The sequence below is a fragment of the Rhizobium sp. CBN3 genome (assembly GCF_030518245.1).
GTDB classification, from domain to species: domain Bacteria; phylum Pseudomonadota; class Alphaproteobacteria; order Rhizobiales; family Rhizobiaceae; genus Rhizobium; species Rhizobium aethiopicum_A.
Map to the genome: position 1 here is coordinate 142,647 of NZ_JAULSE010000012.1, position 16,194 is coordinate 158,840.

Annotated in this window: 13 protein-coding genes; 12 read left to right on the forward strand and 1 reads right to left on the reverse strand. The window is 60.2% G+C overall.

The features are described from left to right. Window positions 1–31: 31 nt before the first annotated feature. Window positions 32–1,948, reverse strand: a complete 1,917-nt coding sequence (locus QWJ46_RS19395; RefSeq protein ID WP_184457282.1) for a glycosyl transferase — start codon at window positions 1,946–1,948, stop codon at window positions 32–34. A 428-nt stretch (window positions 1,949–2,376) separates the two neighbouring features. Between QWJ46_RS19395 and QWJ46_RS19400 the strand changes: the two genes are divergently transcribed. The 12 genes from QWJ46_RS19400 (at window position 2,377) to flgK (ending at window position 16,192) form a co-directional block, all read left to right on the forward strand. Further along, window positions 2,377–3,282, forward strand: coding sequence for a flagellin (locus QWJ46_RS19400; protein WP_184457284.1), 906 nt, complete (start codon window positions 2,377–2,379; stop codon window positions 3,280–3,282). Window positions 3,283–3,564: 282 nt separating this feature from the next. After that, complete coding sequence (locus tag QWJ46_RS19405) at window positions 3,565–4,473, forward strand: flagellin (RefSeq protein WP_184457286.1); 909 nt, start codon at window positions 3,565–3,567, stop codon at window positions 4,471–4,473. A gap of 246 nt (window positions 4,474–4,719) precedes the next feature. Then, the gene (locus tag QWJ46_RS19410) at window positions 4,720–5,631 is read left to right on the forward strand and encodes a flagellin (RefSeq protein ID WP_184457288.1); all 912 of its coding nucleotides are present in this window, start codon (window positions 4,720–4,722) and stop codon (window positions 5,629–5,631) included. Between the two features lie 298 nt (window positions 5,632–5,929). Next, window positions 5,930–6,892: a flagellin gene (locus QWJ46_RS19415; protein WP_184457289.1), complete on the forward strand. Its 963-nt coding sequence runs from the start codon at window positions 5,930–5,932 to the stop codon at window positions 6,890–6,892. A 202-nt stretch (window positions 6,893–7,094) separates the two neighbouring features. Further along, window positions 7,095–7,724 (forward strand): hypothetical protein, encoded by a 630-nt coding sequence (locus tag QWJ46_RS19420; protein WP_184457291.1) that lies wholly within the window; start codon window positions 7,095–7,097, stop codon window positions 7,722–7,724. Next, complete coding sequence (locus QWJ46_RS19425) at window positions 7,721–9,058, forward strand: MotB family protein (protein ID WP_302752997.1); 1,338 nt, start codon at window positions 7,721–7,723, stop codon at window positions 9,056–9,058. The genes QWJ46_RS19420 and QWJ46_RS19425 overlap by 4 nt, the downstream gene beginning before the upstream one ends. Before the next feature lie 10 nt (window positions 9,059–9,068). After that, complete coding sequence (gene motC, locus QWJ46_RS19430; protein WP_184457295.1) at window positions 9,069–10,364, forward strand: chemotaxis protein MotC; 1,296 nt, start codon at window positions 9,069–9,071, stop codon at window positions 10,362–10,364. Continuing rightward, window positions 10,361–11,803, forward strand: coding sequence for a flagellar hook-length control protein FliK (locus QWJ46_RS19435; protein ID WP_302752999.1), 1,443 nt, complete (start codon window positions 10,361–10,363; stop codon window positions 11,801–11,803). Before motC ends, QWJ46_RS19435 begins: the two co-directional genes overlap by 4 nt. Next, window positions 11,724–12,308 carry a lytic transglycosylase domain-containing protein gene (locus QWJ46_RS19440; protein ID WP_302753000.1) on the forward strand — a complete coding sequence of 195 codons (585 nt, stop codon included), beginning with the start codon at window positions 11,724–11,726 and terminating at the stop codon, window positions 12,306–12,308. Before QWJ46_RS19435 ends, QWJ46_RS19440 begins: the two co-directional genes overlap by 80 nt. A gap of 280 nt (window positions 12,309–12,588) precedes the next feature. Next, the gene (locus tag QWJ46_RS19445) at window positions 12,589–13,260 is read left to right on the forward strand and encodes a winged helix-turn-helix domain-containing protein (RefSeq protein ID WP_064709879.1); all 672 of its coding nucleotides are present in this window, start codon (window positions 12,589–12,591) and stop codon (window positions 13,258–13,260) included. Window positions 13,261–13,386: 126 nt separating this feature from the next. Next, the gene (locus QWJ46_RS19450) at window positions 13,387–14,685 is read left to right on the forward strand and encodes a flagellar hook protein FlgE (RefSeq protein WP_302753001.1); all 1,299 of its coding nucleotides are present in this window, start codon (window positions 13,387–13,389) and stop codon (window positions 14,683–14,685) included. Window positions 14,686–14,704: 19 nt separating this feature from the next. After that, window positions 14,705–16,192: a flagellar hook-associated protein FlgK gene (gene flgK, locus QWJ46_RS19455; RefSeq protein WP_302753002.1), complete on the forward strand. Its 1,488-nt coding sequence runs from the start codon at window positions 14,705–14,707 to the stop codon at window positions 16,190–16,192. Window positions 16,193–16,194 lie beyond the last annotated feature (2 nt).

A 16,194-nucleotide genomic window follows, 5' to 3' on the forward strand; every position in this document is an offset into this window, starting at 1 on the left:
CTCCGGCGGGGTTTATCATACAGTCGAGCCGTTACAAGGCCGCGAAGGGGGCCGTGCGCGGGGGCAGCGCCGGAATATCCATGTGCTCGGGTGCCAGGCGCTGTTTCGCCCGTTCGGCCATGTTTTCGTAGGCCTGCTCCAGGTGATGGCAGAAACGTTCGGCGTCGAAGAGCGGCGCGATATAGCGCCTCTCCTTGAGGTGTGCCTTGTATTCGGCGATCCGGCCGCGATTCTGCGCCAGCTCGACGGCGAGATCCTCGTATGCCTGCAGGTCGCTCGCGACGAGCTCGGGCAGATCGATTGCCCTGAGCAGGCTTTCGCTGACGCGTGAGGCGAAGTTGGTGCCCTTGACGGTCAGGACCGGCAGGCCGCCCCAGAGCTGCTCCGAGGTGGTCGTGTGACCGTTGACAGGGAAAGTGTCGATTCCGAGATCGGCAGCCTGCTGGCGGCTGATGTGGTCTTCGTAGGGCGCGCGCGGGCAGAAGATGATGCGTTTGGGCGCAATGCCTGATGTCTGGAACTGCTTCAGCAGGTTCGCCTGGTTGCGCGGCGAATTGGCCATCAGCCAGAGCACGCTGTTCGGCGCCCGCTTGAGGATCCGGCACCAGCTGTTGACCACATCAGGCGTGATCTTGCGGTTGCCGTTGAAGGAGGCGAAGATGAAGGCCTCTTCCGGCAGGCCGAGCTGCTCGCGGGTGACCGGACGCGGCTTCGGGCGATGCATCGGATCGTTCGGCTGGTAGCTCTCCGGAAGCCGGCAGAATTTCTCATGGAAGAATGGCTTGGCCACGTCGGGCAGCACCGAATGGTCGCCGATGACGTAGTCGAGGTCGATGTTGACGGTGCTGCCGGGAAAACCGAGCCATCCGACATGCACAGGTGCGAGCGGCAGGTTGAAGGCTGCCGCGCGGCTACCCGACGTATGACCCTTCAGATCGACCATGATGTCGATATTGTGCTCGCGTACGATTTCCAGCACCGCCTGGTCGGAGAAGCCGTGAATGTCAACGATCCTGCCCCAGCGGCTGCGGTCGGTGTCGTTATGCTTCAGGTATTCGGGGCCCGTATGGCAGAAGAGCGTCACCTCGAACCTGTCCTTGTCGTGCAGTTCGAGAATGCGCTGCAGCAGCTTCATCGTCGCGTGGCGATCCCAGAAGTCCGACGACATGTAGCCGATCCGGATCTTGTCAGACCATGTGTGCGGCTGGTTGCGGCGGAAAGCGACCCGTTCCTGATTAAGCGGGGCCGTGCCGATCGTCGCATACCGGTTGAAATCTTCGTTGCCGCACCAGTGCAGATGATAGAACGGGTTGTCCTTGCGCAGGATCTCGACATTGCCCTTTGCCAGCGCGTCGTCGATCACTGCCTGATGCTTGGCCGCCTCTTCGAAATCGTTGAATTCGCGGGCAAAAACCAGGTGAAGAAAGCGGAAGGCGTGATTGCCCGGAAAACGCTTGAAGATGTTGCGGGCAAGCGTCTGGTTGGTTGCGTCGTTGAGATCGTCGCTGAGCAGCAGGGCCGCCAGGCGCATGTGATCGGGATTCATGCTTTCCGACAGAACCGTCTTGAACGGACGGATGATATCCCGCTGCTGGCGCTTCAGATAGATAGCGGTGATGATGAAGGCGAGTTCGGCATCTTCCTGCGCTCTGGTGAGGTTGCGCATGGCGATCAGCAGCGCTTCGTCCTCGTTGCCGGTTTCGTAGTGCAGCTTGGCAGCCTGCTTCTGATATTCGTAGGCGTTCGGTCCTTCGCAATTGCCGGCCAGGCCATAGGCTTTCGCGGCGTCGGCCTTGAAGCCGAGCTGCACGAGGTTTTTGGCCAGCAGCGCATAGGTCTTGGCGTCCTGCTGAGTATCGATGAGCTGGTTGAGCGTCGCCAAGGACTTTGTGTAGCGGCCTGCCTGGTAATCTTTGGATGCCGCAGAGAACGAAACTTTGCTGTTCAAAACCCAACTCCGTGAAGGAAATTTTCTGGCATGGCTGTCGATTGCCGAGCGCGCACGATCCGTCCTCCCAGGCAATGGGTGGATTGATCCGACGATGCTATCCCGGCACCTGCCACGTTGCCATTCGAAGCTTGCTTGAAACAGGTGCGCCTCATGAAGACATTGTCTTGTCCGAGAGAACGGCTTCTTTCCCGATACGTTAGCATGCGAACGGATAGATTCAGCCGGTATTAACTATGGGATGTAAGGAGCCGGAACGGAGCCTCTATTTTTAAGAAGTTGGCAAGCATTGGCTGCGAGATTGCCCTGGACATGACGGGTTTGGGCCAAACAAACAGGCGCCGAGTAGCATGAAGCTGGTCCGTCATCGCCGGTATTACAGTCCGGTATGTCCTCCTTTTTGTATCTAGTTTCCAGGGGACAGATTTATGACAAGCATTAACACGAATTCTTCCGCACAGGCCGCTCTCCAGACGCTGCGCAATGTCAACCAGGGCCTCAACAAGACGCAGAATCACGTTTCGTCCGGTTATCGCGTTGAAAAGGCGTCCGACAACGCTGCTTACTGGTCGATTGCAACGACCATGCGTTCGGACAACAAGGCTCTGTCGGCCGTTTCCGACGCCCTCGGCGTTGGTGCTGCGAAGGTCGATACCGCTTATACCGCCATGGACAGCGCCATCGACGTCGTCGGTGACATCAAGGCCAAGCTGGTTGCCGCAACTGAAAACGGCGTCGACAAGGCCAAGGTCCAGGAAGAAATCGGTCAGCTGCAGCAGCAGCTGCTGAGCATCGCTCAGTCGGCTTCCTTCAACGGCGAGAACTGGGTTGCTGGCGCTGCCGGCACCAAGAGCGTCGTTTCCTCCTTCGTCCGCGATGGCTCCAACGCCGTATCGATCACGACGACCGACTACGTTCTCGACAGCGGCTCCGCCGGTAACGTTCTGTTCGGCATGAGCAACGGCACGGTTGAAACCTCCACGGGTATTCTCGGTACGTCGACGGGCGCGACCGGTTCTATCTACTCGATGGACATCACCAACTTCACAGCCGGCCAGATCCAGTCGGCTCTGACGAACGTCGAATCGGCTCTGAAGTCCATGACCAGCGCCGGTGCTGCTCTCGGCTCGCTCTCCAGCCGCATCGACAGCCAGGAAGACTTCGTCTCGGCTCTCAGCGACTCGATCGACTCCGGTATCGGCCGTCTCGTCGACGCCGACATGGAGGAGGAATCTTCGAGGCTCAGCGCTCTGCAGACCCAGCAGCAGCTGGCGATCCAGTCGCTGTCGATCGCGAACTCCTCTTCGCAGAACATCCTGTCGCTCTTCCGCTAAGAGCGGTCTGCACAAGGTTTCCAAGTTTCGCGGCCGGCTTATCCCCGGCCGCGAAATGTTTTAATATAAGGTTAATGAAAATCTTTCTAAGTATCAGATATTTTTACGTTATTTTCAATTTCGATTTAGCTTTCCTTAACCATCTTGCTGTTTTCTAGGCCCATCGAAACGGCGAGTTAACCCTAACGAGAATGGTTAACAGGCATGATGCTGATCGCTGTGGGCCGGCCGAAAATCCGGAATGTCCCTTCTTAAAATCTGCCAACAAGGGGCAAACAAACTATGACGAGCATCAACACCAATAACGCTGCGATGGCAGCCCTCCAGACTCTGCGTGGCGTCAACCAGGGTCTCCAGACGACCCAGGCTCACGTTTCGTCCGGCTACCGCGTCGGCAAGGCTGCCGACAACGCTGCCTACTGGTCGATCGCAACGACCATGCGTTCTGATAACAAGGCTCTTTCGGCTGTTTCCGACGCTCTCGGTCTCGGCGCCGCCAAGGTCGACACCGCTTACTCCGCCATGGACAGCGCCATTGATGTCGTCGGCGACATCAAGGCCAAGCTCGTTGCCGCGACTGAAAACGGCGTCGACAAGGCCAAGGTCCAGGAAGAAATCAGCCAGCTGCAGCAGCAGCTCCTGAGCGTCGCTCAGTCGGCCTCCTTCTCCGGTGAAAACTGGGTTGCCGGCGCCAACGGCACCAAGAACGTCGTTGCCTCCTTCGTCCGCGACGGCTCCAACGCCGTTTCGGTCGTGATGACTGACTACGTTCTCGACAACAGCTCCACAGGCAACGTTCTGTTCGGCATGAGCGGCGGCGCGGTCGAAACCTCCACAGGTATCCTCGGTTCTTCGAACGGCGCGACCGGTTCGGTCTACGCGATGGACATCACCAACTTCACCCTCGGCGAGATCCAGTCGGCTCTGACGAACGTCGAATCGGCTCTGAAGTCCATGACCAGCGCCGGTGCTGCTCTCGGCTCGATCTCCAAGCGTATCGAACTTCAGGAAAACTTCGTGTCGGCTCTCAGCGACTCGATCGACTCCGGTATCGGCCGCCTCGTCGACGCCGACATGGAAGAAGAGTCCTCCAAACTCAGCGCCCTGCAGACCCAGCAGCAGCTCGCCGTCCAGTCGCTGTCGATCGCCAACTCCTCTTCGCAGACTATCCTGTCGCTCTTCCGCGGCTAATAAGCGCCAGAAAATATGGCCCGCCGGTGTCCGGCGGGCACCTCGTATTCGAGCCGCGCTTCGATGAAGCGCGGCTTTCTTATTTCCGTTAACGATTGATTAACCATAATGTTGTCTTCTCAGCTCAACGAGACGGCGGGTTAACCGACATTAACAACCGGTTAACAGGCATGAGGCTGATCCCCGTTCCCGGTAACATTCCGGAATGTCCCTTTTTCCCAGATGCCAACAAGGGGCAATCATTTCATGACCAGCATTTTGACCAACGTCGCGGCGATGGCCGCTCTTCAGACACTCCGCGGAATCAACGACAGCCTCGAAGACACGCAGAACCACGTCTCGTCGGGTTATCGTGTTGAAAAGGCTGCCGACAATGCCGCTTACTGGTCGATCGCAACGACCATGCGTTCGGACAACAAGGCGCTTTCGGCCGTGTCCGACGCTCTCGGTCTCGGCGCCGCCAAGGTCGACACCGCTTACTCCGCCATGGACAGCGCCATCGACGTCATCAGCGAGATCAAGGCGAAGATCGTCGCCGCAACCGAAAAGGGCGTCGACAAGACCAAGGTCCAGGAGGAAATCGGTCAGCTGCAGCAGCAGCTCCTGAGCATCGCGCAGTCGGCTTCCTTCTCCGGTGAAAACTGGGTCGCCGGCGCCGACGGCACCAAGAGCGTCGTGTCGACCTTCGTCCGCGACGGCAACGGCAACGTCTCGGTCAAGACGACGGACTACGTCCTGGACACGAGCTCCACGGGCAACGTTCTCTTCGGCATGACTTCGACCGGTACGATCGAGACGAGTTCCGGCATCATCGGCACGTCCTACGGCACGATCGGTTCGATCTACTCTATGGACATCAGCACCTTCGGTTCGGCTGAGATCTCCATGGCCCTGACCTCGATTGAGGCCGGCCTCGAAGCAATGACCAAGGCTGCCTCGCAGCTCGGTTCGATTTCGACCCGTATCGAATTGCAGGAAAACTTCGTCGGAGCGCTCAGCGACTCGATCGACTCGGGCGTCGGCCGCCTCGTCGATGCCGACATGGAAGAGGAATCGAGCAAGCTGACGGCGTTGCAAACCCAGCAGCAGCTGGCGATCCAGTCGCTGTCGATCGCCAACTCCAGCGCGCAGAACATCCTCACGCTGTTCCGCAGCTAAATCAGCCGCTGAAGCTGGACCGAATCTTGCGCCGCCGTTCGGCTGCAAGCAGAAAACCTTCCGGACCGCGCCCGAAACGGCGCGGTTCTTTATTTAATATCAGTAGCTTGACTTGCGAGACAATCCGCTTGTCGCGCTCTCGGCGCCGCTCTTGCCCAACAAGTTGATATCGAGTTAACTTCGCCTTGAGTTGATTTGCTTTTGCGACGCGCCGGTGAAAACTCGCCGGAGGCATGAGGCCACTTCAGTCGCCGCCGGCAATCCGGCCTGCCCTTTCATCTTATTCCGAGACCTGTCGATGACCGTTAAGATTACCAGCGCGGCCGCGGTGAATGCACTTGCGGTGCTGCGCAGCATCAACAAAGAAGCCAGTCAGACCCAGCAGCAAGTTTCTTCGGGCTATCGGATCGAGACGGCCGCGGACGATGCCTCCTACTGGTCGGTCGCCACCGTCATGCGTTCGGACAGCACCAATCTCGGCACGATCGGCGATGCGCTCGGTCTCGGCGCTGCCAAGGTGGACGCGACCTACACGGCAATGAATTCGGCGATCGATCTCGTCAGCCAGATCCGCGCCAAGCTGGTTGCGGCAAGAGAGCCCGGCACCGACAAGGACAAGATCAATGCCGAGATCAGCGAATACAAGGAGCAGTTGAAGACAGTTGTCGAATCGACGTCGTTTGCAGGCGAGAACTGGTTGCTGAACAGTGACAAGACCGCGCCGCCGACATGGTCGGTCATTTCAGGCTTCGTGCGCGCCTCGACGGGCGAATACCAGGCCCAGACCATCGACTTCGCTTCGTCGCAGACCATCCTCATCGACAAGAACAATGCGAGCGGTGGCCTGTTCACCAAGGCGATTGATGCCCAGGCGATCAACAACAGCGGCACCGGACCGCGCAACTATTACCTGCTGGACGCCGGTTCGACCACGTCGGCGACGGGCAGCGAGATCGCGATCGACAACAACACCACCGACGCCCAGCTGGTCGACATGCTCGATGTGACCGACGCCCTGTTCTCCTCGCTGACGACGACGGCCGCCTCCATCGGTGTGATGAAGACGCGTATCGACGACCAGATCGACTACGCGGCCGATCTGTCGGATTCGATCGACAAGAGCGTCGGCGCGCTCGTCGATACCGATATGGATGAAGCTTCGATCCGCCAGAAGGCGATTGAAACCCAGAAGCAGATGGCCGTCGAAGCGATCTCGATCCTCAACACGGCTGCAAGCAAGATCCTCATTCTGCTGGAGTAGAGCTGGGCGCGATCACCGATGGCGGCGGCGCCATTCATCCTCGCGCAAGTTTGACTTCCTAGTTTCCGGCATGAAGGCATCGTCCGAAAATCGTGCCGGCGCAAGGTCAAGCCCTTGTTCGCTGCGAAGGACATGTCGCGCGCAAGGTCATTTTGAACGGGGGCGGGCATGCCGCACGTTTCCCGGACGCTGGATGGTTTCTATGAGCATTTCGCTTTCTCGGTATTTGAAGGACTTCGGCGAACCGAAGCCGTCAGCGCCGATCATCGATATCGACGATTTGGCCGGAGATGTTTTTCCGGAGACGCCGAGCGAACCGCCGGTCGACATCGAGGCGGAGCGGCGCGAGGCCTATGCGCAAGGCCATGCGGCGGCGACCGCTGATTTGACCGAGAAATACGAAAGCGAGGCGCGCGCCCTGGCCGAGGCCCATGCGCGCGCGCTCGAGGAACTGAAGATTCGCTACGAAGTGGAGGCGGCGGCGGTCATTGCATCCCGCGTCCTCGATATCGCCGAAGAAGTCGCTCAGCTGGTCAGCGCCGGCGCAGCCACGGCCATTGCGCCCGTCATGACGGAAGCGCTGGCGGCCAAGGCTGCCGAAAGTCTCGCCGCTTTGCTGCGTGAAGCGATTCTCGAAGGCGCGGCCGGACCGATCGTCGTCAGGGGGCCGACCAGCCTCTTCGACATATTGAAAGCCGAGCTCGGCGAACATGCCGCGGCGGTTCGGCACATCGAGGCCGACGATGTCGATCTAGCCGTCGAAATCGGTGAATCCGTCATCGTCACCCGTATGTCCGCTTGGGCGGCCAGCTTGAAGAAAGTTCTCGAATGAGCGACGGCGAAAACCATCACCACGGCAGAAACGAGATCATTATCGTCAAGCGGCATGGCGGCGGTGATCACGATGGTGCCCATGGCGGTGCGTGGAAAATTGCCTATGCCGACTTCATGACGGCGATGATGGCATTCTTCCTGGTCATGTGGCTGGTCAACGCCGCCAACGAGGAGACCAAGGCCGCGGTCGCGACCTATTTCAATCCGATCAAGCTTGCCGACGAAAAGCCGACCGAGAAAGGCTTGAAGAAGCCTGTCGATCACGCCGAGGGCGAGGAGAAGAAAGAAAAGTCGAAACAGAAGGAAGATAATCCGACCGAGGGCAAGTCGGCCGCCGATGGTGACGACCAGACATCGACCTCAGGCGACCAGACCAATTATTCCGAGGCCGATTTCTTCGAGAATCCCTATTCGGTTCTCGCCGAGATCGCCCAGGAGGTCGGCCAGCAGGCCAATGTCAGCGCCAAGGGCGATGGCGGCGCCGCCGATTCCGGCCCTGCCACCGGCGCCGATGGCGGGCAAGCCTATCGCGATCCCTTCGATCCGGATTTCTGGACAAAGCAGGTCGAGGTGACAACGGCCGGAAAACCCTTGCCGCCCGGCAAAAGCGAGCAGCAGGCGACCGAGAGCGAGACGACGGAGATCGCCAAGGCCGAGGATATGAAGCCGGTGCCTTTGGCGACCGATCAGAAGCCCGCTAAGGAAGCTCCCGCCAAAGAAGCCAAGGAGACCAGGGAAACGACCGGCGCCGCCGAGGCCAAGGACGGCAAGGCGACGAATGGCAAAGCGCCCGAGGAGAAGAAGGCGGAAGCTCGGAAGGATGCCGAGCATCAGAAGGAAGCCGACAAGAGCGCGGCTGGGGCCGAGCAGCAGCAGAAGGAAGCCGAACAGCTTCAGGCGCAGATCGCGCAACAGATCGGCGGTGTTGCCGGCAAGCTCGCCGAAGGCCTGACAGTGACGGCGGCCGAAGGCGGCCTGCTGGTCAGCATCTCCGACCAGAACGACGCTTCGATGTTCAATATCGGTTCGGCTGTCCCGCGCCAGGAGATGGTGCTCGCCATGGCAAAGATCGGGACGATCCTGAAGGAGAGGGGTGGCGCAGTCGCCATCCGCGGCCACACGGACGGGCGCCAATACAAGGGTGGGCAGAACGAGAACTGGCGGCTTTCGATGGATCGCGCCCAGAGCGCCTATTACATGCTTGTGCGCGGCGGGCTGGACGAGACGCGCGTCTCCCAGGTCTCCGGTTTCGCCGACCGTCGGCTGAAGCTCCCCGCCGACCCGTTCAACGCGGCCAACCGCCGGATCGAGATCCTGGTGCAGGCGGAATAGGGATAGTCGGATGGCGCGTCGGCAGCATCGCTACGTCGGATTTATGGCCCTCGGCCTGGCGATGCTTTCGCCTGCCGCAGGCAAAGCGCAGGATCCGGACGATCTTGCGCCGTACAAGATGCTGCGGTCGCTGCAGTTCGTGCAGGATTCGGTCGTTGCCGGCGATCATTCGGCCGGCGAAATGCAGCGCTTCATGCTGGGCACGATCGACGAGCGGCTGCGAACAGCTGATACAACGATTTTCGATGACGACCGCAATGTCGATGCGGCGCTGATCTATACGATGAGCGGCGGCAATCCCCAGACGCTCGAATATCTGATCGCCCATGACGTCAACGGCTATTTCGACAACCGCGTCACCGATGTGCTGCGCAAATATCTGACCGGCAAGGGGCTGCTCGTCGCCAAGACGCTGGAGGAAACCGCCAGGGAATATCGCGACAAGAAGATCGGTCCATACCTCGCGCTGATCGGCGGCAACGTGATGATCGCCACGAAACCGACAGATGCGCTTGACCTCTACGACCAGGCACGTCTCGCCGCGCCGGGCACGATCGTCGAGGAGGCGGCCTTGCGCCGTTCCCTCGCCATCTGCGTCGACAAGGGAATGCTCGACAAGGGACTCGCCTATTCGCAGCGTTATGCCAGACGCTTCCTGCATTCGCCCTATGCCAGCCAGTTCGCTGATCTTTTCGTCAAGCTTGTCGTCGCCCATGATCACGACGTGAAACCGCAGGATGTCGTCGATATCCTCTCCTTCATGGATGCCCCGCGCCAGCGCGAGGTCTATCTGCGCATCGCCCGCGCCGCCGCGATAGCGGGCAAGCCGGAGCTGGCGCGCATGGCGGTCGAACATGTGCAGTTGCTTGGCGCGGGCACCGACAATGCCTTCGGCCCGCTCGCAGATTTTTATGGCGGCATGGCCGGCCTTCCCACGGACGATATCGACCAGGCGGCGAAGAATGTCAGTGGCATCGACGGCGAAACGCTTTCGCCGCGGGATCAGGCGCTGCAGGCGGCGGCGCGGTCCGTTGCCGAGCAGATTCTGCGTGAGCCGGATCTGGCAAGCTTGACGCAAGCATCCAATCCTAACACTTCTCAACAAGAAATCACTTCTGAAAAGGCTGCGGCGATAGCCATGCAACCGGGGACGCCAGGCGCGCCTCCCGAGCCTGTTCCGGGAGGTGTGGCATCGACTGGCCAGAGCCAGGATACCGACTCCTCATTCAACGCATTTGTGACGACCAGCCGATCCAAGCTCGACGAGATCGATGGTCTTCTGGCGCAGGAAGGCAACGAACAATGATGGATTTGAGCGTCTCGGGCGGAGCCTCTGGTGCGGAGGCGGCTGCGGCCGCGAAATCCGCGAATGCTGGGAAGGGCGATCCCGCCGGTCAGCAGGGCGGCTTCTCCGATGTGCTTGCCAAGACAAGCGGGAGCGCAGTCGACGACGCGCCCGACGATGCACAGCCGGATCAGGGTGTCGCCGATGGCGATCCTGGGAAAGTGGCGCGGACGATCCGCAGCCGCAGCGGCGCCAGACCGCTGATCGATCTCGGCAGCGCCGCGCTGAAGGCACAGGCCGACGTGCAGCCGGAAACGGTCGCCAATGCCGAAAAGGTCGCCGCAAAGCCTGCGAAGGATGGGCTCAAACTGCCGGCCGGCGCCGGCAAGCCCGATGCCAAGGATCAGGCAGCTGACGAGGCTGCGCAGGCGGCGAAGGGCGTCAAGCGCGTCAAGACGGAGATCTCGAAAACAGATGCGGATACGGACGGTGAGGCCGAGGACGGCGGCATCTCCGATGTGCTCGGTTTGCTGAAGCAGGAGCCCGCCGATGGCACGGTCGCTTTGCCGGCCGCCGCAGCCGCCCATCAAGCCATCACCAAGACCGGCGAGGCCGGAACTGCCGAGAAGACGGCCGCTGGTATCGAAGCCAAAACGAGCGGGCACGCATCCGACGCCCTGGCTGTCGTCAGCGGCAATGTCGAAAGCGTTAAGGCTGATGATATTAAGGTTCCCGGCGCCGAGAACACCGAAGTCGCCGACGGCCGAACGTTCCGGATCAGCCGCGCCGATGGCCGCGGCGTGTCGATGGACGTTCACCTCGGCGCGGAACAGGCCGGGTCCAACGACGGTGCGAAGAAGACCGATCTCGAGAACGTCTCGGTCCTCGAATCGCGCCGTTATATCGGCCTGGCGCAGAATACCAATTCCGCTGCGGTCACCGCCGCTCTCTCTGGTGATTCCGAATGGGCGCGCGCCATGCAGCCGAGTTCGGCGCTCTCCAACGCGGCGGAATGGACGAGCACCGGTAAGGTGGTCAATACGCTGAAGATTCAGATGAACCCGATCGATCTCGGCCTGGTGACGGCGACCATGCGCCTGACCGGCGACGCCCTGAACGTCGACCTCAAGGTCGAAACCGGCGCCGCCTACCGGCAGCTGAAGGAAGATCACGGCAAGATTCTCGAATCCCTTCGCAGCCAGGGCTATGCGGTCGACAACGTAACCATCAGCATGGCCCCCGTCGAGCGGGCCGACGCCGGCAATCAGGCCGACAGCCAGGGGCAGGCCTCCCAGCAGCAGTCGCTCCCTCAGCAAGGGCAGGGCGGCGAGGCGCGCGAGCGCCACAATCAGATGGCGCAGCGGACGGATGGAGGCTTCAATGGCGCAGGCGAGACCGGTTTCGAAGACGTCTCTGTTGGCAGTGATCGCAGCAGCGGCGCTGGCGGCGTTTACCTCTGAGGCAGCCGCTTCCACCGGTGCCTGCGAACGCGAAATCCAGTCGGCTGCGGTGAAATACGGTATCCCGGAAGGCATCCTCTATTCGGTCGGCCTGACGGAGACCGGTCGCAAGGGCTCACTCTATCCCTATGCTATGAACGTCGAAGGCAGGGCGATTTTTCCGCCCTCGGAAGAGGATGCGATGAGGCAGTTCGATGTCGCCCGCAGGAGCGGGGCGAAGCTCATCGACATCGGCTGCATGCAGATCAATCACTATTATCACGGCGAGAATTTCGCCTCCGCCGAAGATATGTTCGATCCGCATCGCAACGTCGAATATGCGGCGAAGTTTCTCCGCAACCTGCATGACCGTCATGAGACGTGGACGATGGCGGTAGCCCGATACCATGCAGGGCCGAACAACAACCCCGCGCAAAAGCAATATGTCTGCCGCGTCATCGCCAATTTGGTGGCCACCGGCTATGGCAAATGGACTCCCAATGCGAGTAACTTCTGCGAAAATTAGTGCAACCAAAGATAGAAGTGCCAGATTATGACGAAACTGTGTCGTAATGTGGCAGGAATCCGGCGCTAAATGGGTGTGCAAGTCACATTTAACGACTCGTTAACTTTTCCACGAAACTTATGTGTGGATATCCGAGAGTGGCCACTAGATGTAGATCAAATCGCCACGAAGGTCTTAATCAATTATTAATTTCTGCCATTCACTTTAACGAGTTGTCGCCGATTCGCGCGATTCGTACCCATAGATCATCGAAGTGCCACACTGATTCGGAGGCGGACGAATGATCGTAGTGGTTGATGAGCGTGAGCTCGTGAAAGACGGATACACATCCCTGTTTGGCCGGGAGGGCATTCCCTCTACCGGCTTTGATCCATCGGAATTCGGCGAGTGGGTGCAGACCGCCGCCGATTCGGATATTGCGGCGGTCGAGGCCTTCCTGATCGGTCAGGGCCAGCGCAGCTTCGAGCTGCCCCGGGCGATCCGGGACCGCTCGATGGCGCCGGTGATCGCGGTCAGCGACCAGCCCTCGCTCGAAAACACGCTCGCGCTTTTCGATTGCGGCGTCGACGACGTGGTGCGCAAACCGGTCCATCCGCGCGAAATCCTCGCCAGGGCGGCAGCAATCCGGCGCCGGCTGAAGGCCATCGCCAACTACACCGACATCGGCGGCATCCGCGTCTTCTCGGATGGCCGTGACCCCGAGATCAACGGCGAGGTTTTTGCGCTTCCCCGGCGCGAGCGCCGCATCCTCGAATATTTGATCGCCAACCGCGGTCGCCGGGTCACCAAGACTCAGATCTTCAACGCCATCTACGGCATCTTCGATGAAGAGGTCGAGGAGAACGTCGTCGAAAGCCACATCTCGAAGCTGCGCAAGAAGCTGCGCAAGAAGCTCGGCGTCGATCCGGTCGATTCCAAGCGCTTCCTCGGCTACTGCATCGATTGGGCCTGATTTTTCCGGCCGGGTGGCCGCGCCCGGCTGAACCTCGATATCGGCCTCGCTGCTCCCCATGACAGACAGCTTCACGCAAGGCCCGGCAAATACTCTCGAGTTTAACAGGTAAAACGAGGTTTTCAGATGAGCATTTTCGGCAGCATGAAGACGGCAGTGTCGGGCATGAACGCGCAGGCAAACCGCCTCAGTACCGTCTCCGACAACATCGCCAACGTGAACACCACCGGTTACAAGGCCGTATCGACGAGCTTCTCCTCGTTGGTTCTTCCCTCCTCGGGCGGCAACTACAATTCCGGCGGCGTTCAGACCTCCGTGCGCCAGGCCGTCTCCGACCAAGGCGATATTTCTTACACGACCTCCTCCACCGATCTTGCGATTTCGGGCGACGGCTTCTTCATTGTCCAAGGGCCTGACGGCACCCCGGTTCTGACCCGCGCCGGCGATTTTCAGAAGGACGACGAAGGCAATCTCGTCAATGCCGCCGGCTTCCAGCTGATGGGTTATTCCTACGACTCCGGCGCTCCCGCCGTCGTCGTCAACGGCTTCGACGGCCTCGTCCCCGTCAACGTCAATCAGGATGGTTTGACCGCAATCGCGTCGACATCAGGTGTCTTCAAGGGGAACCTTGATTCCAACGCTAGCGTCGCTCCGGTTGCCCCGGCGACCCTTCCAAGCGCAAACCTCGCGACCACCACCGCCGACACCAAAAAGGTCTCGATGGTCGCCTATGACCGTCTCGGCAACAAGGTGATGTACGACTTCTACTTCACGAAGACCTCGGTCGTTACGCCGCCGCCGGCAACCGGTACCGCTGCAACCTGGGAGGTTGCAGTCTTTCGCAACGCCAACGCGGCGACGGGTGGCACAACTTCATTTCCGTACAGCGCCGGTGGCGCTGTCGGATCGGGATCGCTAACCTTTGACCGTGACGGCAAGATGCTCACTGGCGGCACCCTCAGCATCAACGATACGACCACCGGCCAGACGATAGCAATGGATCTCTCCGGCTTTACTCAGCTCGGCGCCGCCTTTTCCGGCACCGGTACGCCGAACGGCCAGGCGGCGACCCCGGTCAAGGACGTCACCATCGATGGCGATGGCATCGTCTACGCCAAGTACGAAGACGGCAGCACCAAGCCGCTCTATCGTATTCCGCTCGCCAATGTCGCAAGCCCGGACAAGCTGACGCTGATGAGCGGCAACGTCTACAGCGCCAATGGCCAGTCCGGTGTCACCGTCACCGGCTTCCCGCAGACCAACGGCCTCGGCACGATCAAATCGGGCGCTCTCGAAGGTTCGAACGTCGATCTTGCCGGCGAGCTGACCGAGATGATCGAAGCGCAGCGCAGCTACACCGCCAATTCGAAAGTGTTCCAGACGGGGTCCGACATTATGGACGTCCTCGTCAACCTCAAGAGATAAGCAGGGTAACGGGTAAGCCATGTCGCTCACGTCCGCACTTAATACCGCGCAGAACATATTCAACAATACCGGCACGCAGAGCAGTGTCGTATCGAACAATATCTCGAATGCGGGCAACAAAGATTATGTGCGCCGACAGGCGATGCTCACCACGTCCCTGAACGGCGCCCAGGTCGTCCAGATCAACCGGGCACAGGAAGACGCCCTGCTGCGCCAGTATCTGAAGACATCCTCTCAGGACAGCGCTCAGCAAACCCTGCTGGGCGGCCTTGAAGATCTCAAATCGATCATGGGTGGCAACGACTACGAAACCTCGCCGTCGACCTATCTCGGTGTTTTCCAACAGAAACTGCAGGCATTCCGCACAACGCCTGGCAGCACCGTCGCCGCACAGGGCGCCATCACCGCCGCCCAGGACGTCGCCAACTCGCTGAACAATGCCTCGCAGTCCGTTCAGGACGTTCGCGCCAACGCCGACAAGGAAATCACCACCGCCGTCGATACGCTGAATACGCTCCTCAGCCAGTTCGAGAAGGCTAACAATGCGGTCAAGACCGCCACGGCCTCCGGTACCGATGCATCCGGCGCTCTCGATGAACGCGAGAAAGTTCTGAAGCAGATTTCGCAAATCGTTGGCGTCAGCGCGACGACGCGCGACAACAACGACATGGTGCTGAGCACGCCGGACGGAACGATCCTATTCGAGACGATCCCGCGCAAGGTGACATTCAAGTCCCAGGATATCTATACCGCCACCACCGTCGGCAATTCTGTCTATATCGACGGTGTTGCGCTGCCGCTCGGCAAGGGTTCGACGACGACGGGGCAGGGAAGCCTCCAGTCGCTCCTGCAGATTCGCGACGAAATCGCCCCCAACTTCCAGAAGCAGCTCGACGAAATCGCCCGTGGCCTCGTCTCGCTCTTCAAGGAGCAGAACACGGCAGGGCCCCCGGCCGATGTGCCCGGCCTCTTCACCTGGAGCGGCGGCACGGTCGATACTGGCGCCACCGCGGTCGCCGGCATGGCGTCGACCATCACGGTCAGCACCCGCGTGATCACCTCACAGGGCGGCGATCCGATGCGTCTGCGCGATGGTGGCGTCAACGCCGCCGGCGTCGTCCTGAACACGTCAGGCGTCAGCGGTTATACGGCTGAACTCGACCGCCTTTATACGGCGATGACATCCGACATGGATTTCGACCCGGCAGCTGGAGCGCCGGTCGGCTTCGACGCCACGACGGGCATCGATTCCAACGTCAGCATCATGGAATATGCCACGAATTCCCTCGGTTGGCTCGAGCAGTACCGCAGCAATGCAACAACGGCGGCCGAAAACACTTCGGCGGCACTGTCGCGCTCCGACGAAGCCTATTCCAATGAGACGGGCGTCAATCTCGATGAGGAGCTGACGCTGCTCCTCGATATCGAGCAGTCCTACAAGGCGGCGACCAAGATTCTGAACGCCGTAGACGAAATGTTGAAGTCATTGCTGGATATTGCGAGTTAAGC

Coding starts and splice junctions, on each gene's coding strand:
- QWJ46_RS19415 (WP_184457289.1), top strand. CDS start 5,930: ATGACCGTTAAGATTACCAGCGCGGCCGCGGTGAATGCACTTGCGGTG.
- QWJ46_RS19440 (WP_302753000.1), top strand. CDS start 11,724: ATGGCGCAGGCGAGACCGGTTTCGAAGACGTCTCTGTTGGCAGTGATC.
- QWJ46_RS19400 (WP_184457284.1), top strand. CDS start 2,377: ATGACAAGCATTAACACGAATTCTTCCGCACAGGCCGCTCTCCAGACG.
- QWJ46_RS19450 (WP_302753001.1), top strand. CDS start 13,387: ATGAGCATTTTCGGCAGCATGAAGACGGCAGTGTCGGGCATGAACGCG.
- QWJ46_RS19435 (WP_302752999.1), top strand. CDS start 10,361: ATGATGGATTTGAGCGTCTCGGGCGGAGCCTCTGGTGCGGAGGCGGCT.
- QWJ46_RS19410 (WP_184457288.1), top strand. CDS start 4,720: ATGACCAGCATTTTGACCAACGTCGCGGCGATGGCCGCTCTTCAGACA.
- QWJ46_RS19420 (WP_184457291.1), top strand. CDS start 7,095: ATGAGCATTTCGCTTTCTCGGTATTTGAAGGACTTCGGCGAACCGAAG.
- flgK (WP_302753002.1), top strand. CDS start 14,705: ATGTCGCTCACGTCCGCACTTAATACCGCGCAGAACATATTCAACAAT.
- QWJ46_RS19425 (WP_302752997.1), top strand. CDS start 7,721: ATGAGCGACGGCGAAAACCATCACCACGGCAGAAACGAGATCATTATC.
- QWJ46_RS19405 (WP_184457286.1), top strand. CDS start 3,565: ATGACGAGCATCAACACCAATAACGCTGCGATGGCAGCCCTCCAGACT.
- motC (WP_184457295.1), top strand. CDS start 9,069: ATGGCGCGTCGGCAGCATCGCTACGTCGGATTTATGGCCCTCGGCCTG.
- QWJ46_RS19445 (WP_064709879.1), top strand. CDS start 12,589: ATGATCGTAGTGGTTGATGAGCGTGAGCTCGTGAAAGACGGATACACA.